Genomic DNA, 25479 nt, shown 5'->3' with positions numbered 1-25479 from the left:
GTCAGGGAATGGCCTCGATTCGCTCCATGTGCTCCTCACCCCACTCGCCGAGCGGCGCGAGTGCCGCGTTGAGGGAGCTGCCGAACTCGGTCAGCGAGTACTCCACCTTGGGCGGCACTTGGTGGTACACCTCGCGGCGCACCAGGCCACTGGCCTCCATCTCCCGGAGTTGAAGAATCAAGATTCGCTCGCTGATGCCGGGTACGGCGCGCCTCAACTCCCCGAACCGCAGCGGCCCGTCGCCGAGTGAGAACAGGATCAGCCCTTTCCACTTGCCGCCCATGACGGCGATCGCTGCGTCCAGCCCGCAGGTGTAGCTCCGCTTGCCCATCGGGCCTCCCACTAACAAAACTGTCAGTACCGGACAGAATTGTAGGTACTTGCTGAAATGTGCGTGCGACCCAACGATGGAACCGACGCCGCGCCGGACGCTTTTCGCGCTCGCTCTGCGGCCCGAGCTGTCCATCTGCTGGCTGGAGTGACGCATGACGAGGAACTTCCCCACCGCCGTGACCATCGTCGGGATGGGCTCGATGGGCCGGGCACTGGCTGAGGCGTTCGTCGACGCAGGGCACCCGACGACGGTATGGAATCGCACACCGGCCAAGGCCGAGCCGTTAGTGGCCAAAGGTGCCGTCCACGCCAGCACGATCGAAGCTGCCGTGGCGGCCAGCCCGCTGATCATCACCTGCCTGACCACGTTCGACGACACCAGCACCGCCCTGGAGCCGGCTGCGGTGACGCTGTCCGGACGGGCGCTCGTCACCGTGAACAGCGGTTCGCCTGCGGGCGCCCGCGCGATGGCCGCCTGGGCGACCGACCGTGGCGCTCGCTTCCTGGCCGGAGCGGTCAAGAACGTGCCGACGGCGGTCGGTGGGCGGGACACGCTGCTGTACTACAGCGGCGACAAGACCGTATTCGACGAGTACGAAGCGACGCTACGGGTCCTGGGTGGCGACACCGTCCACCTCGGGGTCGAGCCCGACCTCGCCGCCGTGTACGAAATGGCCGTGGGCGCACTACTGCTTCCCGCGCTCGTCGGCTTCTTCCAGGGAGCCGCAGCCGTCCAGGCTCGTGGGCTGGAGGCGGGCAGCATGGTGCGGTTCGCCGAGAAGTGGCTGGACATGATCAAGTCTCTGCTGCCGACCTACGCCGAGGAGATCGACACCGGTGACTACACCGACGCCGCCTCCTCGGTGAACCTCTTCCTCGCGGGCGCCGCCCACGACGCCGACCTGACGACGGAGACGAACGTCGATACCGGCTGGCTCGCTCCCCTGCACGACCTGCTGAAGCGGGCGGCTGCGGCGGGGCACGGGGACCACAGCATCTCGGCGCTGACCGAAGTGCTCAGGGAGCCGGCGCCGCGAACGTGACTGCTTACTCGCCCGGTGCGGCGGCGTCCGGGCTCAGCCCGAGGTAGTCGAGGAACAGCAAGACCGGTAGACCGGAGCGCAGCGGGGTTCCGCCGGACGGGTCGGCGTCCTCGCGGATGCGAAACGTCTCCAGCCGCGCTCCCCGGACCAGCTCGCGCGCGTCCGCCAGCGCCAGCGGGGGACGCTCGGCCTCGGCCCGCGCGTTCTCCTCGGCCCAGAACAGCTCCGAGAAGACCGCGGCCTCCGACGAGCGTTCGCAGCCGCGCTCGCGGTACTGGGCCGGCATCGCGTCGAAGAACGCGGTGACCACCGGGTGCGGCGGCCGGGCGACGTCCGAGCGGGCGCTGCGCGCGACCCAGCTGCGGTCGGCGATCGTCAACCGGCTCATCGTCGCCGGGAAGAACCGCGCCGCCGGGCCCTGGGAGGTCGGCTCCTCGGGCGGCCGGCCCTGCAGCCGGTCGGCCTCGGCCCGTACGCCACGCTCGTACCACGCGGCGATGTTCGGCGGCGGCAACGTACCGCCGACGATCAGGTCGCCGGACTCCCGGTCGAGCACCATGCTGGGGACGCCGATCTGGTCCCGGTCCAGCACGGGGTAGCGAGCGGAGATCACCCAGCCGAGCGCGAATTCGTGCAGGACGGGCTCGGCGCCGGGCGCGGCCTCCGCGATCCACCGCCGGGCAACGTCCTCGGCCTCGGTCCGGTTCAGCGCCGCCATGCAGCCCACTGTATCCAGCCACCGCCGCCCGGCCGGAACCGGATCGCGATCCCGGCGCCGATAAGGTATCCCGCATGCCACCGCTGGTACTCCCGATCGGCCAGTGCCTGGGCGCGGCGTGGGATCCGCACGCGGGCGCGCGTCAGCGGGTACGGCTGGGCACCCAGGTGTTCGCTCTGGACGACGTCCGCTTCGCGGTGTGGGCGCTGGCACACGGCGCGCCGGACCGGCCGTCCGGCACCACCCGGGAGTCGCTGTTCGCTCTCGCCGCCGACCTCGGACTGCCTGCGCCCGAGTCCGCGTTCGCGGCGTTGTCGGCCGACGGGCTGCTCGCGGACGTCGCACCGGCGAACGAGTCGGGGGTCGCGTTCGCCGCGCGGCATCGCCTGGTGCCGCTCATGCTCGGCCTGGGCAACACCGCCGAGGAGCCGGACCGGTACCGGATCGGCCTGCCCGGGCGCCCGATCGTCGCCGTGGACGCGGCGACCTACGGCCTGTTCGCGTGGGCTCACCTGGAGACCGACCTGGTTGCTGCCTGCCGCGCCGCCGCCGACCGGGCCGCCGCCGGCCTGCCGATCGGCCTTCCTTCCGCGGCCGGTGCAGGCTCGGCAGCCGGTGCGGACGGGGATTGGGCCGACGAGCAGGGGGCGCTCGCCGCCTCGTTCGGCGGCCTCCACCCCCTGCTCGCCGCGAACGCGGCCTACCTCGACCGCGCACTCGGCGCGGGACACTAACATCGGGCCGATGGCCGCACCCCTCGTCTTCCCCGTCGGGCACCTGCTCGGCGAGATCCATCCCGGGCCCGGCGCCCCGGCCGGCTACCACGCCGTGCGGGTCGGACCGGAGGTCGTCCGGGTGCCGGACGAAGACTCCCGGGACGTCTGGGCGCTCGCACATCCGGACCCGTCCGCGCTGGGAGAGGTCTGGACGTCCGCTGCGCTGGTGACCACCGCGGAGCGAGCCGGGATCCGGGACGCCGGGTCGCTCGTGGAGCGTCTGCTCGCCCAGGGGCTCCTGGTCGAGGTCCCGGAGGAGCCGGCGGCGATGGTCGCGTTCGCCCGCGCCCATCGGCTGGAGCCGCTGCTGGTCGGCCTCGGCAGCACGCCGGAGGAGCCGCTGGACGGGATCGGCGTCCCCGGCCTGCTGGTCGCCGCCCGCGTGCCCCCGCGCGTCTTCGAACTCTGGCAGTGGGCGCACCTCTGGCCCGACCTGTGGGCGGCCTGCCAGGGGCTCGCGGAGGTCGCCGTCGAGCTGGGCCAGCAGGAACCCGGCGAGACCGACCCGCAGCGGGTGCTCACGTTCGCGCTCGGAGCCACTCAACTGCTGCTCGCGCACGGCGTCGCGTACCTCGACGCGCGGCGCACCGCCGGTCCGGGCACGGTGGCTGCCGCGGACGGCCGACGGACGGCGTCGAGTGGGTCAGTAGGGTGAAAACATGACCCACCGGCTGGCGCGCACCGTGGCCGAGGCGCACCTCTTCATGGACCTGCATCCGTGCGAGGTGTGCGGCGAAGAACAGTTCGACCGGACCGCCGCGGTGATCCTGGTCGAGGGTGAGCTGCTGAGCCGGTACACCGGCGTGTGCCCCCAGTGCGGTAGTCCGCGCGAGTTCACGTTCCTCCTGCCCGACGAGACCCCGATGCCCGACCCGGACGAGCCGAGCTTCGGCGACGACCGTCCGTCCGAGTTGCTCGACGCCGGCGAGTGGCTGTGGGTGGCCGACGAGATCACCCGCACGATCCCGGCGGAGCCGGACGGGATGACCCCGGACGAGCGGCGCCACGCGCGTCGGGAGGTCCGCACCGCGGCCGCGGCGGTCGCCGAGGCACGCAAGTTCGTGCCGCCTGGCGCCGACGCCGTGCCCGTCGGGCAACTCTGGAGCCTGGCCGGCCGCGCGGTCTACGACGCCGAGCCCGGCCGTTTCGACGTGCAGCGGCTGGAGCTGGTCGAGCGGGTCTACCGCGAGCTCGCCGACACGTTCTCCGACTGACCGAGTTTCTCCCGAAGGGCAGGCCGGTGTCGTTCCCCTACGCACGCACCTACGACGAGGTCCACCTCTATCTGAGCCTGCGGCCGTGCGTCTGCGGCGAGGGTGAGTTCGACGAGCTGAGCAGCGACACCGGGCTGGTCGGTGGGGTCCTGGTGGAGCGGTTCACCGGTACCTGCCTGGGGTGCGCGCGGCTGCGCGAGTTCACGTTCCAGATGTCGGATCGGCCGCGGGAGGTCTCGTTCGACATCCGGTACGGGCTCGACGACGAGCCGTCGCGGCTGATCGACGCCGGTGAGTGGCTCGCGGTGAGCGAGTTGTACGGCCAGGCGGCAACCGAGGAACTCGACGGCGAGCCGCTGGAGGACCCCGACGACGTGGAGCGGCTCCTCTACACCGTGACCTCGGCGATCGCTGCCCTCGACGAGGTCGCCAAGTTCATCCCGGCGGGCGCCGACGTCGTTCCGGAAGGGGCGTTCTGGACGCCGGCCGGGCGGATGCTGTGGGAGGCCGAGGAGGCACGCTTCACCCGTGAGGCGCTCGCCGCCGACCGGGAGCGGCTGCTCGGGCGGCTCGCGGTGTTCGAGCGTCGTTACGGCGTGCCGGACGGCCCGCCGCCGGGCGGGAGCCCGGGCGGGGGCGTCGACCGGCCCAGCTGATTGAGATCGTCGATCCGCAGCTCGGCGGGGTCCACGTAGCGCGGCTCGATCGCGCTCGGCTGCGTCCGGCCCCACCAGCCGGGCAGCGGGTTGGTCACCGGAACGAGCTGGTCCCCGGTGACTTGCCAGTGCTGCGGATGACCGGGGCTGAAGCCGGGCGGTAGGCCCTGCTCGTCGATCAGTCGCTCGGTCTGCTGGGCGATCTCGAGCAGCGCCTGCAGGCGTTCGAGCTGGTCGAGTGCCTCCCGCTGCAGCTCGTCGACGAGGTCGGCATGGGGTTCCTTGGCGAAGTAGCTGTTGCGGTCGGCGACGGCGGCCCGGTGGACCTCGGTGTGCTCGCCGCCCAGCGCCGCCATCACGGCCCGATGCAGACCGCCGGCGGTGATGCCGGCCGCCGAGGCGAGGAACAGGTCCATCGGGTCGTCCGGAAGGACACCTGGCGTGGGCGTCGCGGGGGCGGGCTTGTTCAACGCGGTGATCAGACCGTACACACCGGCCGCGACCGGGCCGACGGAGTTGATCGCCTGCAGCGCCACGTGCACGCGGGTGAACGGAACGCGCGGCGACAGGCCCATCTGCGTCGCCCCCATGAACACCAGGGCCGAGGCGACGCCTTCGATGAGCTGGTCCTCGCTCGCGTGCGGGTTGACCCGGACGACGTAGCCGTCGCTGACCCGCGCGACGTCGACCGGCGCGTCGGTGGGGAGGTTGTGGGCCGATTCGAAGCGCACCAGCGCCTGCGCGATCGGTCGCTGGTAGACCGACCGGAGCCCGGGCGTCATCCCGAACCGATCGCCGGCGTACTGCACCCGGTAGTGGTACTGGCCGTCGTGGATCACCCGGACGATCCCCAGCCGATCCGCGAGCGAGGTGTACGGATCGTCCGGGCTGACCGCTCGGTTGATGTTCTCCAGCATCCGGTCCAGCGCCTGCATGATGTCGTCGAAGCGGGGCAGTGTCACGCGGTCGAGCAGCGTCTCCGCCGCCGATCGGGCCTCGTCGCTCAGGCCGGGCTGGTCGAGGACGTCGCGCAGCGTCGCGGCGAGGGTCTCCTGCAGGTGATCCAGTGCGCGCTCGCCGACCTCGGCCCTGGCCATCAGCGCCCCGGGCCTGATCTGCTCGGTCGCCGGGTCGAGGTCCTCCGCGGTGATCGGCTCGATCGGGTACTTCTGCTCGGTGTGGTAGCGGTCGGCCTTGGCGTCCGGGAGCGCACCACCGGCCGCACCGACCGGAGCGGCGGGGTTGGTCTGGGCGGGGAGCTGCTGCTGCACCCCGGACGCCAGCGCGGTGAAGAACTGTGCCATGCCCTGGATGACGCCCGAGCTGACGCCCCGCTCCTTCAGGTAGTCGCGGTACCGGCGCAGGTAGTCGTGGAGGAACGCGTAGCGCATCTCGCGCACGATCCACGGCGTGCTGGTCAGCAGCTCGGTCTCGGTGGCCGAGGTGGAGACCTCGTAGAACAGCGTCGTCGGGTGCTGCAGGTACAGGCGGACGCCCTCCGGGCCGGTGAAGTCGCGCTTCGGGTCGGCGATCAGGACCGCGCGGGCATACCGTCCGTTGTCGCTGCCCCAGCCGGGTGTGTAGACCGTGATGACCACCGCGCGGTGCTGGTCGTCCGGTTGCGCCGGTGGCGGGTCGGTCGTGCCCCGGCGCTCCACCTTCCACGGCAATGTGTTCAGTTCTTCGACGTGCGTCTCGTCGTTCCGGTCGAGGTACCGGATGTCGACCACCGGACGCTGGCGCCCAGCCCACCGGCGGGCGCCCTCGAACGGGAGACCCCGGTCCGGGAAGAGTTCGCCCTCCAGCGCCTGCACGATTCCGGTGACGACGATTTGGAGGTTGCGGTTGGCGCGGTCGGCGTCGAGGACGGGAGGCGGCGCGGGCGTTCCGGCCGGTGCGGTCAGCGCCCGGACGGCCTGGGTCGCCGCATCGGTGTGTGCGGTCAGCTCCGCGAAGCCGTCGCGCACGTTGCGGGCCGCCTCGGCGGTCACGGTCGGGTCCGGAGCGGTGGTGTCGTCCTCCTCGCCGTGCTGGCCGAGGCGCATGTCGGCGGTGTTGAACTGGCCCTCCGTCCACCGGCTCAGGCCGGAGGCGAGGACCACCTGCTGCGCGATCACACCCGCGAGCATCGTCACGCCCATCGCGAGGTTGTTGTTGAGCAACCAGTTGACCAGCGTGAGCGACCCGCCCTGCGTGGCCATCCGCCAGAGTGCCTTCTGCCACTCGGCCTTGGTGTCGTGGTACCGGCGGAGCAGTTTGTTGGTGAACTCCGCGGCCTCGGTGACCGCCTTCTTCAGAATCGCGTCGCGGACGTCCGCCGGCGCGTCCACCAGGTTCTCCGGTAGCACGACCATCGTCGCGCCGATGGACAGCGGGTAGACGCGGAGCGACACCTCCTCCACCGCCTTGTCGGGGTCGGTGGAGATCGGGCGCCGGGTCGGTGGCCCGACCTCGAATCGAACTTCGGCGTGGTGGGGGTTGGAGCGGTCCCGCAGCCAGCGCAGCGGGCTGACCGTTGCCCGAGCTACGCGACGGGTCCGGCTCGGCGTCGCGGGCACCGGCGCGGCCGTACCCTGACCGGAGCGGTCCAGTTCGACCCGGACACGCGGCTGCCCGCGTCCGAGCGGCCGGGCGGTGCGCGCGTCGTCGCTGCGGATCGCCGCCCAGGTTCTGCGGGGAACTTGGCTGACGAGGTGGAGCAGGCGCGCGGCGCGTGCCGGGTCCACCGCCGGATCCGGACGGGCCGGAACGTCGAGCGGACCCTGCTCCGGAAGGTTGACCGCGGTCCGCGCGGCGTCGATCCGTTGCTGGCCGCCGTCGAGATCGGACTCCGTGGTGCGCCGGTAGAACTGGCCGAACTCCTCCGGCAGCCGGCGGCCCACCACGCGCACCAGGTGCCGCATGAACCACACCGTGCCCACCGAGCCCAGCACGGCGCTGGTTCCGGTGGCGATGAAGTAGCCGACCGCGTCGGCGAGACTGATCAGGTCGACGCCGATGGCGGCCCCGACCGCGCCCATCCCCGCCAGCGGGATGCTGGCCGACCGGAGTGCGAGCGCCCACTTGCCGGGCACCATCTCCGCCAGGCGACTGTGTGCCCGGCTGATCTCGCGCTCCACGGCGTCCGCGATCAGCCGGTCGAGGGCGGCGGGAGGGAGCGCGGCCGCCGCGTCGCTGACTTCCAGCACGTAGTGGAGCTGGGCGAGGAAGTGCGGGTTCATCCGGGTGACGCGGACGAGCTGGTCGGGCGGGAGCGCGTCGCCGGGAACAGGCAGCACCCACACGCCCCGGAACACGCGCGAGTTGTTCAACCGCAGATCGCGGCGGCGGCCGACCGGCTCGACGCGCCACAGGCCGTTGTGCACCCGGGGCGCCTGGAGGTCGGTGAGCCGGTGCACGGCGTGGATCGTCAGCTCGGTGTCGAGGTCGAACGGCAGGTCGAGCTCCGGATCGACGCGGAGCCCCGGCAAGCCGGCGCGGAACCGGGCGTGGACCGCGCGGACGCCCGGCCGCTGCAGGTCCTCGGGGTGGTTCTGCGCGCGGAAGATCGCGAGCTGACGGCTGGTCAGGCCACCCGCCAGCGCCCGGAGCATCCGGCTGCGAACGTCCGGGTCGTACGCCTCCTCGGTGGTGAGGATCGCGTCCAGCACCCGGCGGGTGGCCGGGTCGACCTGGTCGTAGGCGCGGGCGGCGGCGGCCTTCGCGCCGAGCACGGTCAGGTCCGCGCGGCTCAGCGAGCGACGGCGATCCGTGCGTCCCGGCAGCAGGACGCGGTAGTCGGTCCGCTGAGCCCGCAGCAGGCCCGGCAACCACTCGGGCAGCGCACCGTCGAACACCCGGTTCCGCGCCCGCGCGAACGGATGCCTGACCGGGCGGAGGACGGCCGCGATCTCCCGCTGCATCACGCCGCCGAGCCAGGCGATCACCACGGCGTCCAGCGCGGCCTGGTCGGCGGGGAGGCCGCCGCGGGCCGCGAGCAGGCCGCCCAGCTCGGACACCGCGGCGCGCAGATCGATCCGGACCCGTCGGGTGACGTAGCGCCGCCTGGTCAGCTCGAGCTCCCCGTCCGGGCGCAACGTCGCCTGGATCCGTGGGTCGACGGCGCGGGGGAGCGTGCGGATGACCGCGTCGTAGACGCGCTCCTCGGCCGCGGTCAGCGGACCGACCTCCGCCTGGATCTCGGCGAGCCCGACGACGGTCACGCCAGGGCCCGCCGGCGTCCCGACGTTCCCGGCCGATCCGGTGTTCGGCCGGAAGACCGCGTGCACGGCGTCGCGCACCGCGGCGGCCAGCCCTCGGCGCACTCCCGGGTTCGCCAGGGGCGGCCGGTCGTCGGTGATCAGCCCGGCCCGCCGCGCCGCCGCCTCCAGCGCGCTCTCCGCCGCCGCGAGCCGCTGCTGGAGGGCCGGACGGTCCGCGGCCGGTAGCCGCAGGGCGGTGCGGATCCGGTCGCGGACGGCGGTCCAGCCGTAGACCTCTCCGAGAGCCTCCTCGTTCTGCTGCAGGAGCACACCGACGCCCTCGGCCCGGGCGGTGACCCGGCCCAGCCAGGCGCCGAGCCGCGGAAGCGCCGCGTCCAGATCCGCGTCGACGTCCGAACCGGACGAGGATGCCGGTTCGAGCAGGTCGGCGGGCAGGTCGACGCGTTCGGAGCGGCCCCGTCCGAGGCGTCCGGATCCGGGCAGCGTGATCCGGATCCGCCCGTCGCGCCCCAGCTCGGCGACCCGGACCAGGCCAAGGCCGCCGCGGCGCCCGTCCAGCAGCGGGAGCGCACGCTCGGCGGCCGCGAGCCGCCGCAGCACGTCGGGGTCCGGCCCACCGATCACCTCGGCGTGCACCGGATCGCGCGTGAGGGCGTAGAACAGGTAGCGCTCGTATCCGGTGAGCCGATCGGTCCACCGGTTCTCACCGGGAACGCCCGCGACGCGCCGCAGGCGCTGCAGGACGCCGTCCCGGACGTCGCCGGTGGTGAGCTCGAGCAGCCGGGCCAATGTGCGGAACTGGGCCTCGCGGCGCCCGCTGTCGGCACCGCCGTGCACCTCGTCGGCGAACGCCTCGGTGACCAGGGCGGCCAGCCGGGCCCCGTCGACGCCCACGCGGGCGGCGTGCACCCGCGGGAGCGCGATCGCGCGTTGCTCCCCGTCGGGGAGCACCACCGAGAGCGTGTCCGGATCGGACATCGCGCCGGCGGCGATCAGACCGGCGGCGCGCAGCGCCGGGACGACCAAGGAGTCGACGACCGCGGCAACCTGGTCGGCGGGGAGCGCGCTGGGGTGCCTGGTTTCGCTGTTCATCCAGCCCAAGCGGTCGAACCGGCTGGGCGTCGGCCCGGTGATCGCCGGCATCCGCGCCTGCACGGCAGGGGGCAGCTCATCGACCGGGACCAGTCCGGTGGGCGGGGACTGGAGCAGGCCGAGCTCCTCGGCGACCTCCGCGATGCGGCCCGCGACGGCCCGGTCGAGTGGCGCCCCGGGCGCGCGCGCTTCGAGCGTCACCAGCGCGATGAGCGCACCGGCCGCGGGGTGGCGGTGCAGGCCCAGCGTCGCGCCGATCCGACGCCCGAGGCGGTCGGCGACGCGCATCGGCAGGTCGCTGTGGTCCGGACGGCGGGCCAGGTCGTCGAGCAGGGCATCGATCGGTACGGTGACCGACTCGTCGGGATTCTGCAGGTGCACGAGGAGCGTCTGGTCGTCCTGCCACTCGACCGTGCGGAGGCGTCCGGTCACCAGTGCCGGCGCCACGTCGGAGAGGACGTCGTCCACGGCGGCCCGGACGGCCGCGAGACGTGCCGGGTCGATCGGTGCGGGTCCCGGCGGCGGCCCGGCCGGCGGGAGCGAGGCCGGGCTCGGCGGGGCCGGCGGGGCGGATGTCGGCAGGGTCGGCAGCTCGTCGACCGGGGAGCGGGTGGGCACCTGCGGCGGCCGGTACGCGGCTGCCTCGGCGGCCTCCCACAGCTCCGGATCGCGGAAGGCCCGGAGCAGCGTCGCGGCGTCGGCCGGGCTCAGCCGGCGGATACCGGCTTCGAGGGCGGCGATCCGGCTGGGGACGCCGATCGCCCCGGCTCGCCGGACCAGGTCGCCGAGGCGCCGGTAGCTGACCGCGAGTTGGTCCATGAGCTGGCGGGCTTCGGCGTCCAGCAGCGGAGCGTCGGCCGCGGTCGCACGCGCTGCCTGCTCGGCCGTCGCCGCGACCTGCTCCTCCAGCGCGACGTGCTGCTGCAGTTCCCAGATCAGCCCTCGCAGCGTCGCCATGTCCGCGATCGTCGCCGGGAGCACGGTCGACCGGAGACGCCCGAAACGGCGGGAGGTCTCCCGAGCCGTGAACAGGTCGCGGCGCGCGGTCACCAGTTTGGCCAGCCGGCGCAGCGTGATCTGACGAGTGGTGCGCTCGACCGTCTCGGCGGCCGCCTGCGCCAGTGCCGCGCCGAGTGCGCGTTCCAGATCGGCCTGGCTCTCGACGTCGACGATCCGGTCCGGGTCGATCTCTATCAGGTTGATCGGAATCCGCATCGGGACCGGTCCATCGCCGATCATCTCGTCGGTGAGCCGGACGCGGAGTGCCTCCGGACCCGGCAGCGGGCTGAGCTGGATGCGTACCGGCGTCCCGAGGCCCCGGCCGTAGCGGACGACCAGGAGCTGGCCGTACTGCCGGACGAACGGCATCCGCTTCATCGCCGCCTGCAGCGCGGCGGCCGCCCGCTGGATCCGGCCCGGCGGTGTCGGACCGGTCGCGGACGGTGTGCGGACGCTGGTCGGAGCCGGCGTCCGCGCGGCTCGGCGTTGCTGCTCGGCGTTCTCGGTGCGCCGCACCGCCGCACTCAGGTGGTTCGCCACCTGGACGCGGTGCTGTTCGGCCTCGGTCGGCGAGCTCTGGGCCTCCGCGCGCAATCCGTCCTGATGGGCCTGCTCGGCGCCGCGCAGCGCGTCGCGGATCGACTCGGTCTGGGCGAGCAGCTCCGCGCGCTGTTGCGCGGACGGTCCGGCGTTCGCGCGGCGGCTGAGCCGGTCGGATTCGGCCTGGTGGGCGGCGAGCAGCCGGCGCAGCCCGTCCTCGAACGCGGCCCGCGTTTCGTCGACCGTCTGCGCACCGGCGTGGGCGGTCGCGGCCGCGGCGAGGGCGTCGCGGTAGGCGGCGAACGCGTCCCGGACCGCGTACGCCGCCGCGGCCGGGCCGTGCTCGGTGCCGAACGGGCCGGGAGCGTCCGCACCGGCGGGATCGCCGGCCCAGGTCTCGGTCGCCAGCCGGGAGAAGAGCGCGGTGGCGGCGGTCGGCAGGCCATCGGTCGCCGCGGCGTGCCGTGCCGCGTTCCAGTAGTGCTCGGGCCGCATCAGCGCGAGGAACGCCCGGTCGACGGCGTCGGCGAGCTCGGCGTCGGCTCCGAACTGGAGCTGCACGTCGGCGAGCAGCGTCATCGCGGCTCGGCGGCCGGCCGCGGCCGGGTCGTCCGGCTCGCTGTCCGGCCGCGCCGCGCTGTCTCCCAGCCGGAGGCCGAGCTCGGTCGCCGCCGCGGCCAGCAGCGCGCCGGGGTCGGTGTCGGTGGCCAGGTCCGCGAGCCGCTGGACCAGGTCGCGAGCGTCGATCACGATCGGATCCGGCCGCCCGGCGAGCGCCACCTCGAGCCGGGTGTCCGGGCGGAGCGTGAGCTGCCGCACCGCGTACAGGCTCTGCAGGCTCGACGCGGTGTCGGCCACCTCCCGCAGCGCAGCCGTCGCGGCCCGATGACGCAGCGCGAGGCCCAACGGCTCCGCGCCGGGCGGCAGGCCGTGCAGGAGGCGGATCAGCTCGCGGCTGTTCACGGCGCCGAGGACGTCGGCGACGACCCGGGCGGCCGGACCCCGGTCGGTACCGGCGGCCTGACCGTAGGCCTCGGCCGCGAGGCGCGCGAGGGCGTACGCCGGGTCGGCGGCGGTGGGTGGCACGGTCAGTGCCTGGCGCACCGCCTCGGCCTGCGGGTCGAGCGCGACCGGGCGGAGTCCGGGAACTCGGGCGGCGACCGCGTCGAGGACCGCGTCCGCGATCCCGGCCGCGGTGTCCGCCCCGACCGGCTTCGCCGGGATCAGCACGGTGACGACGTCGTCGTGCACGCGGACGTCCGGCGTGGTGGTGTCGCCGCTCGCCACCAACTCGACCGCGACCTCGGTGCCGTCCGGCAGCGTGAATCGGAACAGCCGGTCGGCGACGACCTCGTCGGCGGTCCATCCGAACTGGGCGTCGGCGGTGCCGACGATCGCGGCGGTGACGATCCGGCGCGCCACCGTGGTCCCGTCCGCGTCCACGGACAGGTCGGTGAGTGCGATGTCCGCGTCGTCCGAGATCAGCCCGGCCCGACGGAGCGCGGCGTAGCGGAACGCTCCGCCGGTGTCGGTGAGGTGGCAGGTGGCGAGCAGGTCGGCGATGGCCGCGGAGTCGGTGCTGTCGACCGCGGCGAGGAGTTCGGCGGCGAGCGCGGCGTCGGCGGGGGAGATCTCGTTCTCGTCCGGGACGCCCGGCAGCGCACCGGAGCCGAGGATGCCCGGACCCGCGCGCCCGGCCAGCACGGCGAGCGCCCTGCCGATCTCCCGGCTCACCCGGCGGTCGGCGTCGCGCTCCGCCTGCGCGTCCAGGTGGCCCGGCGTGCTGATCGTCAGCTCCGTCCGGCCGTTCGGGGTGACGGTCAGCGCCGCGCCGGTGCCGCCGGTCGCGAACGTCACGGCCAGCACCCGGCCACCGACCGTCAGCTCCGTGCGGGCGCCGGTCGCGCGGACCGGGGTGCCGCCGAGGCGCTCGGCCGCGCGCTCGACGAGCTGCCGGGCGATCGTGCGGCCGGGCGGCTCCACTCCGCTCAGGTCGACGAGCGCCCGTTCGGTGTTCTCATCGAACTGGCCGCGGAGGACCGGTCCGTCGTTTCCGAGGAGGCCGATCTCGGTGGCGATCGCGCGGGCCAGCGCCCGGGAGCGCGCGTGCGGAACGCGAGCCGGACGGGCCAGCGCCACGCGGAGCTCGGCCTCGGCCCGCGGCGGAACGCCCGGGCCGGTCCAGCCGGTCCAGCGGGCGATGGCCTCCGCGACGGCTCCGGTGAGACCGACGACCCCGGCCGCCCTCTCGGCTCGGGAGTCGAACCGGACCAGCGCGGTGTCGCTCCCGCCGGTACCGGGTGGCACCGCGACCGTAGCGGCCTCGCCGGAGCGCAGCCGGCCCGGCTCGATCGTGATCGTCAACTCGTCGGTGGAGCCGGCGGCTTGCACGATCACCCGGATCCCGGTGGGTCCCGCGCTGACCCGCACGTCGTCGAGGTCGAGGCCGGGGATCGCCTCCAGCGTGCGGACGATCAGGTCGGCCTGGCGTCCGATCGTGGCCGAGGTCAGGGTCGGACTCTCCGGGTCCGACCGGTCGTCGAGCAGCGCGGTGAGATCGTCCGCGAGCGTGGCCGGCAGGCTCGCGCGCAGCTCCGGCGCGGTGCCGGCGCCGTAGCGCAATCCCAGCGCGTCGACTCGGCTGCGGAGGGCTTCGCGCTCCGCGCTCCGCGCGAATCGTCCACCGGTGTGCACGGCGTGGACGCGCTCGATCAGCTCCGCGACGTCCACCTCGGCGACCTGTGGCCCGGTCCGCGGCGGGCCGGCGACCAGCGCCGCCGCGGGGCCGCCCGCGCGTCGGATCTCGACGATCGCCTCGGCGAGCGCACGGGCGACCGCGACCGGGGACGCCGCCGGATCCACCGAGAGCACCAGCAGGCCGTCGCGCAGCTCACCGACGGCCGGCGCGCCCGGAACCGCCTCACTGCGGATCTGCAGCGGCAGTCCGGCCGGCCCGGTGAAGGTCAGGTCGACCAGTCCGCCGCCGAGCGGGGTGGCCCGGCCGCCCAGCGCACGGACGACGCGGTCCACGACCGCCCGGGCTCCGTCGGACGCCGCGGCGGGGGCCAGCCGATCCAGGTCCGCGGACGTCGCGGTACCGGCCCGGGCGGCGTCCACCAGGTTCAGCACGGTGCGCTCGGGAGACGGCGTCGGTCCGTTCGTGGCGGTCGCGACGAAGCTGGCCAGTTCGGTCGCGAGCCGCGACGGCTCACCGGGCGGTGCGGTGGCGAGGCCGAGTGCGCCGGGGGGAGCGGGGAACCGCCGCACCTCGCCGGGCGGCAGGCTCGGGTCGATCACGATCGCCAGGGGGAACGTGTGTCCGCCGCTGCTGACGGCGGTGTACAGCCCGGGAGTCCCGGCGGTCGGGGTCAGCGTCACGCCGGTGAGCAGCGCCAGGTCGCGCACCGCGTCGGTGGCCGGGCTCCCGGGCGCCGCGTGGGACGGCGTCCGGTAGGGCGGCGTCGGCTGATCGGTGGCGAGAGCCGGGTCGGGGCCGAAACCGCGGCGTGCGCGCTCGGTGGCGAGCGCCGCGGCCAGCGCGTCGGCGCGCGCCCGCTCGGCGGCGACGTCCGCCTGCAGTGCTCGCACGTCGGGGGGTGGATTCGGATCCGGCTGCCGCATCTGCGCGGCGACGTCCTGCCCGGCCTGCTCGTCCGCGCCGGCCTCCGCCCGCCGGGAGGTGACCCAGCGGGCCATCGCCCCGGCGGCGGTCGCGGCGCCGGCCGCGGCCAGCGTCCCGAGCCCGCCCGCCCAGCCCAGGGTGCCGATGGCCTCGGTGACCGCGTCCGCGAGCCCGGCTGCGGCGACGGCGGGCGAGCCGACCCGGACGGCCGCCCACCGGGCCGTGGCGCCGGGCGTCACCGTCGACGGTGCGGCGACCCAGCGCAGGATCGATGCGGCGACGTCCTCGGCGAGCTCGGCGAGCGCCACCGGCCAGCCCGCGGTGCGGGGATCCCCGGCGTACGGATCGCGCGCATTCGGACCGGAGCGTCGGGCGGTGGGAACCCCGACCCCGTCCGGGTGGAGTCCGGCGGCGGCCAGCGCGTCCGCGAGCAGCCGGAGCGCCTCCCGCAGGGGCCGGCCGGGCTCGGCCCGCTCGACGTCCTCGACCAGCCGGCGGAACGCGTCGTTCCGGGCCGTGCGGTCGACGGAGCCGGCCGTGCCGTCCTCCATCCGGACCAGCGCCTGATGGAGCAGCCGCCGGACGGCTTCGTCCACGGCCTCGTCCGAGGCGCGGTCGGAGATTCGGATCACCAGCTGGACGTCGGTCGACCCGGGGTCGAGGGCGGCCTGCGCCACCAGCGGACCGCTCGGCCCGGTGAGCTGATCGGCGGGCACCGCGACCACCTGGGTCCGCAGCGGCACACCGGAGTGGGTCGCCAGCCCGACCACGTTCCGGTCCGGATCGGAGCCGGAATCCGCGGGGCCGAGGCGGCCGGTCGGCCAGCGGCTCGCGGCCAGCGCCGCGAGCGCTCGCCGGGTGACCGGCCTCGCGTCCGGGCGCCGGCCGCGGCTGAGCAGGACACCGCCGTCGTCGGGGACGCCGAGTGTGCCGCCGGGCGGCGGGAGGACCGTGTCGTCGCCGGCGTCCAGTCGCTGCTGGGCCGCGGTCAGCGCGGCGGTCCGACTGCGCAGCGCCTGTTGCTCGGCCCGGGCGTCCGCCACCCGCTGCGCGATCCGTGACTCGCGCGCCAGCCTCGCGCGCGAGTCCAGGGCGTAGGCGCGCCACTCCTCGGCGGTGGTGTTGAACCGTCGGACGAACGACGCGACGTCGGGGTGCAGCGCGCCGAGTCGTTGCTGGTAACCCGGTGGGTAGCCGTTCTCGGTGCGCAGCAGCTGCAGGTGGTCGAGGAGCCGCCGGAGATCGGTGGTGGCGGTGGCGGCTACGCCGGGCACCCACGAGGTGGTCCGCGCGCGCAGCAGGCGGATCTCCTCCTGGCGGCCTTCGCCGTGCGCGGTGAGGACACCGCTGACCGGGTGGAACTCGTTGGTCGGGTCCGCAGGGGCGGTGGAGAGGATCTCCGCCACCTCGTGCCGCAGCGCGCGTGCGACGTGGCGGAGGGGTGTGTGCGCGGCGAGCGTGACCAGGTAGGTGTCCGGGCCGGTTGCCCGGAACCGCGCGACGTCGTCGACCTGGTGACCGCGGTTCAGGTGCAGCGTGATCGTGCGGTTCGGGGTCGTGACGGTGAACGAGCCGTCCGGGTTCGCGACGACGCTGTCGATGCCTGGCGTCCCGGAGAGCCCCGCGAGCGTCCGCCGAGCCAGCGCACGGACCAGCGGCCACGGCGCGGCGATGCGGGCGTCGGCGCGGAAGCCGTCGATCGCCGCCGCGGCGCCGGAGTCGGTGGCCGCCTCGCTAGTGGCTGCCTCGCTACTGGCCGCGCCCCGCGGCGACGGACCGCCCGGCGGGTCCGCGGGCGGCGCGTCCCGGGTGGCGTCGGCGTACTCCGGAGGGACCGGGAGGGTGCTGGTCGGTGAGAGCGGAACGCCGCGGATCGGCACCGGGGCGCCGTCCGGCCCGAGCCGGAGTGCGCTCAGCGAGCGGACGCGATCGGCGTAGAGCGGCGTCCGGCTGCGTAGCCCGCTCTGCGGGTCGACCCACCAGATCACGCCGTCGTGGTTGACCGCCGCCCAGAAGTGCTCCAGCGCCAACCCGTCGATCCGCGTGTTCAGCAGCATCGTGGCGCCGTCGCCCGCGTCCAGCAGTGCCGCCGCGACCTGGTCGAACGCGTCCTGGACGGCGTCGGGGTCGGTACCGGCGCTGCGGGCGAGGACCTGCTGGAACCGGCCACCGGTCCAGGCCTCGTCCTCGGACGCGGCGGCGCCCGGGTGGTCCACGTCGGACGCGTCGCGCCCGAGGTAGCCGCCGCGGACGACCGGCGCGGCGACCCGCGGCCGGCCGTAGAACGTGTCGACGAACGACCGCCGCGCGTCGGCGCAGTTCAGCCGGCGGGAGGGGTCGTCGGCGAACCCGAACGCGTTGATCCGCTGGAACCAGGTGCCGACGTCCACCCGCGGATGCACGGGCAGGTTGCCGAAGTCGGCCAGCAGCGCGGCCTCGAGCAGGCGCTGGTGGGCGAGCGCCGGCGTGCGGTAACCGCGCCACGGGTCGTCGGTACGCAGCTGGTCGGCGGGTGGCCGGTCGGTGGTGGGCGACCGCTGCACGAGCGGATCGTCGGCGGTCATCGGCCGCCCACCGTCGGTGTTCTGGTCGGCCCAGTTGGTCGGTGCGGCGGCGTGCTGCGGGTCGTCCGGGTCGTACTCGGGCGAGAGCGCCTCGTCGAGCGCCCGTTCGGCCTCCTCGAGTGCCTCGCGCTCGGCGTCGGTCTCCGCCTCGGACTGCCGTTGCGCGACCGCCGCGGCCAGCATCTCGTTCCGGAGCCGGCGCGCCTCCTGCTTGAGCCGGTAGGCGTCCTCCGCGGACCCCTCTCCGGCCTGGACTGCCGCCTCCGCCTCGGCGGCCTGGGCGGCCACCGCGTCGGCCTGCCTCTGCAGCGAGCGGACGCGCGACTGCTCCTGCCACTCGTCGTCCAGCCGAGCGTCCAGCGCCGCGCGGGTGGACTCGATTCGGTCGAACTCCTCCTGCAGCCGGTCGATCCGGTGACGGAGGTCCTCGAAGTAGGCGGTGGACTCCGCCTGCCAGCGGGTGACGTTCGCGGGATCGAGCACGTCCCCGACGTGCTCGTCGGTGGGGTCGCTGCCATCGGCGGGGCTGGTGTCGCCGGCCGCGCGTTTGCCGGACGTGGGCAGGTTCGCGTCCGGCGGCGGCTGGGACGTCGCCGGGGCGTTCGCGGTGGCGGCCAGGTACTCCGGCGTCGGCTCGCGTCGGCTGAAGTACGAGATCGGCTGCCCGGCCACCGGCGCGGGCGCGCCGTCCGGGTCGAGCACGATCGCTTCCAGGTACACAACGCTGTCGGGGAACGGCAGGTCCCGGGAGATCTTTCCGCTCTGGGGATCGACGAAGACGATCTCGCCGTCCTGGTTCACGGCGTTGTACGCGTGGGCACTGCCGTCGCGCCACCGGGCGGAGATCATCGCGGCCGACCCGTTGCCGGCGGCGAGTAGCGCTGCGGTGAGCTGAGCGGCGCCGTCCTGCACCGCTTGCCGGGCCGCCGGGGAGCCGGCCGGTGTGTCGTGGAGGAACGGGACGAACTCCTGGAACCGGCCACCGGTCCAGTCCTCGTCCGTGGCGTTGGCGTCACCGGGGTGGTCGACCCTGAGCGCGTCGCGGCGCTCGTAGCCGCTGCGGAACACCGGCGCCGCCACCCGCGGCCGCCCGTACCAGGTGTCGATGAACGACCGGTGGGCGTCGGCGCAGTTGATCCGCCGGGCCGGGTCGAGGTCGTAGCCGAACGCGTTGAGCCGGTGGACCCAGTTCCCGACGTCGACGCGGGGGTGGATCGGGATCTCGCCGAACGCGGCGAGCAACGCGGCTTCCAGCTGGCGCTGGTGGGTCAGGAGCGGTGTGCGGACGCCAGCGACCGGATCGGTGCTGCGAATCGTGTCGGCGGACGGGCGTCCGGCCATGCCGGGGACCCGCGCTCCGGTGACCAGCGGGTCGTTGGCGGCCATCGGACGAGCGGTCGCGCTGTCCGGATCGGACCAGTCGGTGTTCTGGTCCAGCCAGTTCGTGGGGACGTCGGCGAGGTCGGGCGCGGTGTAGGTGGCGGGGTCCAACGCGCGGTTCTGCTGGTCGAGCTCGGCGCGCAACTCGTCCGCCTGCTGGAGCATGTCCACTCGGCCGACCCGGTGGTCCTGCAGAGCCGCCCGGGCGGCGTCCAGCTCGGCGGCGGCCTCGTCCGCGGCGGCCCGCGCCTCCCGGACCACCTGCTCGGCGAGCTCGGTGAGGCGGGCCGCCTGCGCGTGGTGGGCCACCGCGTTGCTCCGAGCCCGATGGCTGCGCGCGGCGAGCAGGTGGGCGCGGCCGGGTCGATTCGCCGCCCTGGCTTCGGCGGCCTCGTCGGCGAGCCGCTCGGCCTCCCGGGCCAGCGCGTCGCCCACCGTTCGGGCCTCGTCGGCGGCGTGCCGGTGGTCGGCGGCGACCTGGGCCATGTGCGCGGCGTGTTCGGTCGCCGCGGCGCTGGCGGCCCGGAGCTCCGAACTCTCCCAGACCAGGCGCCTCACCTCGGCGGCGTGCTGGACGGCGAGCTGCTCGAGGCGGGTGATCTCCGCGACCGTCGGCGCGAACTGGTCGAACCAGGCTTGGAGACGCTGGTGACGGTCGGCGAGGTGCGCGAAGTAGCGGTCGGACTCGCGCTGCAGCTCGTCCTGGACGGCCGGGTCGGTCAGCGCTTCGGCGGAGACGGCCGGATCGGTCGCGTCGGCGGAGGCAGCCGGGTCGGTCGCGTCGGCGGGGTCGATCGGGCCGTTGGGGTCGGTCGCGTCGGCGTGGTCGGTCGCGTCGGCGTGGTTGGTCGCGTCGGCGTGGTTGGTCGCGTCGCCGGTCGTGGGGGGTTCGGCGGCCGTGGGGTCACCGTTCGTGGCGTCCGGCCCCGTCGTCGGAGCCGCGGGCTTCGCCGGCGGCGGCTGGGACGGCGCCGGGGCGTTCACCGTGGCCGCGACGTAGTCCGGCGTCGGCGTGCGCTCACTGTAGATCGAGATCGGCTGCCCGACCGTCGGCACCGGAACACCGTCCGGGCCGAGGACGATCGCGTCCATGAACAGGATGCTGTCCAGGTAGGGCGGGGTGCGGGAGACGGTACCGGGCTGGGGATCGACGAAGAAGATCTGGCCGCCCTGGTTCACCGCGTTCCACGCGTGGCCACCGCCGTCGCGCCACTCGGTCGTGATCATCGCGACCGACCCGTCGCCGGCGGCGAGTAGCGCGGCGGTCAGCTGAGCGAAGCCGTCCTGCAGCGCTTGTTGGGCCGCCGGAGAGCCGGCCGGTGCGTTGTGCAGGAACGGGACGAACTGCTGGAACCGGCCGCCGGTCCAGTCCTCGTCGGTGCCCCGGAAACCGCCGGGGTGGTCGATCTGCAGCGCGTTGCGGTCCTCGTATCCGCTGCGGACCACGGGCGCGGCGACCCGCGGCCGCCCGAACCAGGTGTCGACGAACGACCGCCGGGTGTCGGTGCAGTTGATCCGTCGGGCCGGGTCGACGTTGAAGCCGAGCGCGTTGATCCGGCCGACCCAGTCTCCGACGTCGACGCGGGGGTGGACGGGGAATCCGCCGAAGCTGGCGAGCAGCGCGGCCTCCAGCTGACGCTGGTGGCTCAGCAGCGGCACGCGGAAGCCGCCGGCCGGGTCCTGCGGCCGGAAGACGTCCGCGGGCTGACGCCCCGCCATGCCCGGCACCTGGGCGTCGGTGACCAGCGGGTCGCTCGCGGTCATCGGACGAGCGGTCGCGCTGTTCGGATCGGACCAGTCGGTGTTCTGGTCCTGCCAGTTGGTGGGTACGCCAGCGAGGTCGGGGGCGCTGTAGGTGGCGGGGTTCAGCGCCCGGTCCTGCTGGTCGATCACCGGGCGCAGCGCATCGGCCTGCAGGCGCGCGTTCGCGCTGCGCGTCTGGTGGTCCTGCTGGAGCGCCTGAGCGGCGTTCAGGTCGGCCGCGGCCTGGTTCGCGGCCGCCGCCGCGGCCTGCGCGGCCCGCACGGCCTGGTCGGCCATCATGGCGACGCGTGCGGCGTGCGCGTAGCGGGCGACCGAGGCGTCGCTGGCCTGACGACTCCGGACGGTGAGCCGGTGAGCCCGGACCGGCCGCATCGACGCCCGGGCCTGCGCCGCTTCGGTGGCGAGCCGCTCGGCGTCCTGGGCAAGCGCGGCGGCCACCGCTCTGCCCTCGGCGGCGGCCTGCAGGTGGCGCTGCGCGATCCGGGCCCTGTAGGCGGCGTGCCCGGCCGCGTTGCTACTGGCGGCCGCGAGCTGGGGAATCCGCTGGGCCTGCTGCTGCGCGTCGGCGGCGTGCCGGTCGGCGAGGTCCTGGAGGTGCTGAATCTGCTGGACCGTGGGGTTCAGCTGGTCGAACCAGGCTTGGAGGCGCTGGTGCCGGTCGGCGAGGTGGGCGAAGTATTGGTCGGATTCGCGCTGCAGCTCCGCGAGCGCGGCCGGGTCGGTCAGCGCGGCGGCGGGATCGGGCGCGGCCGTGGTGTCGGGCGCGGCGGCAGGATCGGGCGCGGCGGGGTCGGGCGCGGTCGCGGACGGCGCGGCGTTCGGATCCGCGGACGGGTCGGGACCCGAAGGCGCGCCAGGCTGCGACGGGTCGTCAGCGTGAGCGGCGGGCCCGCTGGTGTCGGCGGGGTCTGCCGGGGCTGTGGAGTCGACCACGCCCGACGTGCCAGCGGTGCGGGAGACGCTGCCCGGCGTCGGCGGCACGGACGCCGGCGGCGCGGAGGCCGCCGCGGCCGCGTACTCCGCGGGGAGCGGCAGGTTCTCGTCGCTGAAGTAGGAGACGGGCAGGCCGTCGACGGCGTACGGGCGGCCGTCCGGGTCGAGCACGAGCATGTCCATGAACAGGACGCGGTCCGACTGGAACGGGAACTCGGTCGTGCGCTCGCCGTTCTGCGGGTCGACCCAGTAGATCGTCCCTCCGTGGTTGACCGCCGCCCAGGCGTGGCCGCTGCCCTGCCGCCACGCGGTGGTGATCATCGCGACCGAGCCGTCCCCGGCCTGGAGCAGGGCTGCGGCGATCCGGTCGGCGCCCTCCCGGAGCGCCTGGTCGGCCGCCGACGAGTTGGAGGCGTTGTCGAACTGGAAACCGAGTACCTGCTGGAACCGTCCGCCGGTCCACGCCTCGTCGACGCCTCGCTCGCCGCCGGGGTGCAGAACGTGATCGGTGTTCCGGTCCTCGTACGCGCTCCGGACCGTCGGTGCGGCGACCCGGGGGCGCCCGTAGTAAGTGTCGATGAACGCGCGCCGGGCGTCCGAGCAGTTGACCCGTCGCGCCGGGTCGTGGTCGTGCCCGAACGCGTTGATCCGCGAGAACCACGTGCCGACGTCGACCCGTGGCCGCACCGGCAGGCGGCCGAACTCCGCCAGCAGCGTGGCTTCGAGGAGCCGCTGGTGGGTCAGGAGCGGCGTCAGGAAGCCGTCGGTGGTGTGATCGGACCGGAGCGTGTCGGCCGGTGGCCGGTCGATGCCGCTCGGGAGCTCGCTGACCAGCGGGTCGTCCTCGGTCATCGGACGGGCGGTCGGACGGTCCGGTGTCGCCTCGTCGACGTTCTGGTCGCGCCAGTTGGTCGGGGCGTCGGTGAGGTCGGGATCGGCGTAGTAGTCGGGGGAGACCGCCCGGCTGAGCCGGTCGACCTCCGGGCGAAGCGCGTCCCGCAGCGCGTCCGCGCGATCGGCTTCAGCGGACGTGAAGTCGGTGAGCCGCTGGTAGGACCGCTCGGCGTCGGATACCCGGCGAGCCGCCTCGGTTGCGGCGGACGCCGCCGAGGACGCCGCGCGGAGCGCCTCGTCGGCGCGCTGGGCCAGCGTGGCTGCGTAGGCCTCCTGGGCGGTGGCCTCGTTACGGGCGGTCCGGCTCGCGACCGCGTTCCGGTGCGCGTTGATCAACCGGAGGCGGCTCCGATCGGCCGCGGCCGCATCAGCGAGGCGCCTCGCGTCGGTGTTCAGGTCGACGGCCCGCTGGGCGGCCTCCTCGGCGGCGGCGATCGCGGCTCGGTCGGCGTCGGCGGCGGACGGAGCGGCGGCCGCGGTCTCGGCGGCGGAGCTGCGTAGGCCGGGGAGCTGGGCGTCCAGGTCGTTGGCCTGCCGGGCGGCGGGCTGGATCGCCGCGAAGATCGCGGCGATCTCCTGCTCGCGGGCGCGGACCTGGTCGAACCAGTCCTGGAGGCGTTGACGCCGGGCCTCGAGCTCGGCGAAGTAGCGGTCTGATTCGCGCTGGAGGGCGTCGCGCGTGGCGGGGTCGGTGAGGTCGCCGAGCGTTCCGGCCGGGTCGGTCGTCCCGTCGGTGCCGTCCGTGCCCGAGCCGTCCGTGCCCGAGCCGTCCGTGCCCGAGCCGTCCGTGCCCGAGCCGTCCGTGCCCGAGCCGTCCGGGGTGGACGGGCCGTCGGGTCCGCCCGGCCCACCGGGGCCCGTTGCACTGCTGGCCGGCGGGCCGGCGACGCCGTGGACCGCGCCGACCAGGACGCGCGGGTTGCCGGTCGCGGGACCATCGGCGGGGGCGGAGGTCGGGCGAGAAGCTACCCGCGCGGCACCGGCGGCAGCCGCCCCGGCCGCGAGCAGCACGGCGAGCGCGGTGCGATGGTGCTCGTCGACCGCGGCCCGGAGCGCCGCCAGATCCGGCTCCTGCCCGTCCGGGGAGAGCGCGAGGAGCAGCTCGCGCAGCCTGATCTGCTCCGCGGTGCGGGCCTGGCCGTGGAGGACCTCGTCGAGCGCGGCTGCGGTGAGCGGCTGGGGTTCCGCCGGGGCGGTCTGCGACGGAGTCGTCGCCGGCAGTTGGATATCGGATACCTCGGGGCCGGTCACCGGCGGGCGGACCCGACGCTCGTCCCGCGTGGAGGTCTGGTCGGAGGTGGAGTCCTGGCGCGCGGTCGCGTCCGCCGCCGCGCCTCGCCCGTCCGCGACCGCCGCACCGGCGGCCTCGCCCTGCGCGAGGCTGTGCGGCCTGCCCTCGCCGGTGGGGAGGCTCGACGCAGCGTCGGCGGTCGGTAGCCCGGCCGGTGCGGAGGCGCCTCGTCCGGCGTCGGACGGGCTGCCCTCACCGACGAGTGCGACGCCCTCGGTCTGCGCGCGCTCCGCCGAGCCGGTCGTCGCGGAGTCGCTCGTGTCCGCTCCGGCGGGCGCGGTGGCGCTCTCGGCAGGCGCGGTGCCGCTGTCGGCGGGTGTCGTACCGCCCTCGGCATGCGCCGTACCGGCCGGCGCGGTGTCCGTGGCGGCACTGTCCGCAGTGGCCGTGGTGACGGACGCGGTGTCGGCCTGCGTTTCGCCCGCGCGATCCGTCTCGGCGGGCTCCGTCTCGGCCAGCACGGTCTCGGCCAGCACGGTCTCGGCCAGCACGGTCTCGGCCAGCACGGTCTCGGCCAGCACGGTCTCGGCCAGCACGGTCTCGGCCGGGGCCGTCTCGGCCGGGGCCATGTCCGCAGCTCCCGTGTCGGCCGCACTGTCGGTGGTGGGGTCCGCGACCGGACTCGTCTCAGCGCCCGCGGTCGATGCGCTCGTGTCCGATCCGCCGGTGGCTGCGGTGTCCACCGTGTTCGCGGTGTCCACCGTGTCGGCTGTTCCGCTGGAGGTGTCGGCGTTCGCCGTGTCTGCAGCGACGGGGTCCGAGGCGGTGGTGTCGGCCGGTGAGAAGTCAGCGGGCGCGGTGTCGGCCGGGGCCGTGTCGGCCGTGTCCGCGGGAGCGACGTCGGTCGGAACCTGCGAGGCTGCGGTCTGATCCGCGGCGGGGCCGGCGGAACTGGTGTCCGCGGTCGTCGAGGCGTCGGCCGGCCCGGGCCCACCCCCATCACCGGCGGCGGGCTCCGACCCGCCGGGCGCCGTGCTCGAGGTGTCGGCCGACTCGGTTGTCTCCGGCGATCCGGATCCGCCCGCCGGCTCGGACGATGCTGACGACCCGGCCGGCTCGGAGGACCCGGCCGGCTCGGAGGACCCGGCCGGCTCGCTGGTCCCGGAGGGCTCGGAGGATCCAGAGGATCCGGAGGGCTCGGAGGATCCAGAGGACCCGGAGGACCCGGAGGACCCGGAGGATCCAGAGGATCCAGAGGACCCGGTAGACGCAGACGGGCCACCGTCTCCGGTGCGGCCACCGCCGGAGGACGTCTGGGACCCCCCCGACGACGGGCCGGACGACCCGGAGGAGCCGGACGAGCCGGATGACGGTGCAGCACCGGACGGACCGGTCGCGGACGGCGGCGCCATTGCGGGTGGTGGGGGAGAGACGGTGGGCGCTGGCGGGTTGGCCGACGGGGCGGGTGGCGCAGAGGAGTCCGGATCGAGAGGCCCGGTGAGTAGTGAGTTTTCGGCG

The 25479-nt window shown here is 74.8% G+C and carries 9 protein-coding genes and 1 pseudogene; 7 read left to right on the top strand and 3 right to left on the bottom strand.

Annotated features, from left to right (window positions below; all coding sequences use genetic code 11):
* Position 1: 1 nt before the first annotated feature.
* Positions 2 to 331 carry a winged helix-turn-helix transcriptional regulator gene (locus tag ABEB28_RS37780; RefSeq protein WP_345733105.1) on the bottom strand — a complete coding sequence of 110 codons (330 nt, stop codon included), beginning with the start codon at positions 329 to 331 and terminating at the stop codon, positions 2 to 4.
* Positions 332 to 485: 154 nt separating this feature from the next.
* On the opposite strand from ABEB28_RS37780, the gene ABEB28_RS37775 reads away from it, so the two are divergent.
* Positions 486 to 1376, top strand: coding sequence for an NAD(P)-dependent oxidoreductase (locus tag ABEB28_RS37775; protein ID WP_345733104.1), 891 nt, complete (start codon positions 486 to 488; stop codon positions 1374 to 1376).
* 4 nt (positions 1377 to 1380) lie between these two features.
* On the opposite strand, the gene ABEB28_RS37770 is transcribed toward ABEB28_RS37775, so the two are convergent.
* Positions 1381 to 2094: a YwqJ-related putative deaminase gene (locus tag ABEB28_RS37770; protein ID WP_345733103.1), complete on the bottom strand. Its 714-nt coding sequence runs from the start codon at positions 2092 to 2094 to the stop codon at positions 1381 to 1383.
* A gap of 74 nt (positions 2095 to 2168) precedes the next feature.
* Here ABEB28_RS37770 and ABEB28_RS37765 point away from each other — a divergent pair, with 74 nt between their 5' ends.
* From ABEB28_RS37765 to ABEB28_RS37750, 4 genes are read left to right on the top strand one after another with little or no spacing between them, the layout of a single operon-like run.
* Complete coding sequence (locus ABEB28_RS37765; protein ID WP_345733102.1) at positions 2169 to 2828, top strand: hypothetical protein; 660 nt, start codon at positions 2169 to 2171, stop codon at positions 2826 to 2828.
* A 10-nt stretch (positions 2829 to 2838) separates the two neighbouring features.
* Positions 2839 to 3525, top strand: a complete 687-nt coding sequence (locus ABEB28_RS37760; protein ID WP_345733101.1) for a hypothetical protein — start codon at positions 2839 to 2841, stop codon at positions 3523 to 3525.
* Positions 3526 to 3529: 4 nt separating this feature from the next.
* The gene (locus ABEB28_RS37755) at positions 3530 to 4084 is read left to right on the top strand and encodes a hypothetical protein (RefSeq protein ID WP_345733100.1); all 555 of its coding nucleotides are present in this window, start codon (positions 3530 to 3532) and stop codon (positions 4082 to 4084) included.
* A 26-nt stretch (positions 4085 to 4110) separates the two neighbouring features.
* Positions 4111 to 4740, top strand: a complete 630-nt coding sequence (locus ABEB28_RS37750) for a hypothetical protein (RefSeq protein WP_345733099.1) — start codon at positions 4111 to 4113, stop codon at positions 4738 to 4740.
* On the opposite strand, the gene ABEB28_RS37745 is transcribed toward ABEB28_RS37750, so the two are convergent.
* Positions 4674 to 24590, bottom strand: coding sequence for a toxin glutamine deamidase domain-containing protein (locus tag ABEB28_RS37745; protein WP_345733098.1), 19917 nt, complete (start codon positions 24588 to 24590; stop codon positions 4674 to 4676). The two genes, ABEB28_RS37750 and ABEB28_RS37745, sit on opposite strands and share 67 nt — an antisense overlap.
* On the opposite strand from ABEB28_RS37745, the gene ABEB28_RS37740 reads away from it, so the two are divergent.
* Positions 24589 to 24891: a hypothetical protein gene (locus ABEB28_RS37740; RefSeq protein ID WP_345733097.1), complete on the top strand. Its 303-nt coding sequence runs from the start codon at positions 24589 to 24591 to the stop codon at positions 24889 to 24891. The genes ABEB28_RS37745 and ABEB28_RS37740 overlap by 2 nt on opposite strands.
* Positions 24892 to 24915: 24 nt before the next feature.
* Positions 24916 to 25479: pseudogene (locus tag ABEB28_RS37735) on the top strand (hypothetical protein); the annotation flags it as partial.

Origin of the sequence: Cryptosporangium minutisporangium, assembly GCF_039536245.1 — a bacterium.
GTDB lineage: Bacteria > Actinomycetota > Actinomycetes > Mycobacteriales > Cryptosporangiaceae > Cryptosporangium > Cryptosporangium minutisporangium.
The sequence above is the reverse complement of the archived record's forward strand: the minus strand, read 5'-3'. Positions and strand labels throughout refer to the sequence as shown.

Bases quoted from the DNA above. Each gene is read 5' to 3' on its own strand.
- ABEB28_RS37745 (WP_345733098.1), bottom strand. From the start codon at position 24,590: ATGGCCCCGGCCGAGACGGCCCCGGCCGAGACCGTGCTGGCCGAGACC.
- ABEB28_RS37755 (WP_345733100.1), top strand. From the start codon at position 3,530: ATGACCCACCGGCTGGCGCGCACCGTGGCCGAGGCGCACCTCTTCATG.
- ABEB28_RS37760 (WP_345733101.1), top strand. From the start codon at position 2,839: ATGGCCGCACCCCTCGTCTTCCCCGTCGGGCACCTGCTCGGCGAGATC.
- ABEB28_RS37740 (WP_345733097.1), top strand. From the start codon at position 24,589: ATGTCCGCAGCTCCCGTGTCGGCCGCACTGTCGGTGGTGGGGTCCGCG.
- ABEB28_RS37770 (WP_345733103.1), bottom strand. From the start codon at position 2,094: ATGGCGGCGCTGAACCGGACCGAGGCCGAGGACGTTGCCCGGCGGTGG.
- ABEB28_RS37765 (WP_345733102.1), top strand. From the start codon at position 2,169: ATGCCACCGCTGGTACTCCCGATCGGCCAGTGCCTGGGCGCGGCGTGG.
- ABEB28_RS37775 (WP_345733104.1), top strand. From the start codon at position 486: ATGACGAGGAACTTCCCCACCGCCGTGACCATCGTCGGGATGGGCTCG.
- ABEB28_RS37780 (WP_345733105.1), bottom strand. From the start codon at position 331: ATGGGCAAGCGGAGCTACACCTGCGGGCTGGACGCAGCGATCGCCGTC.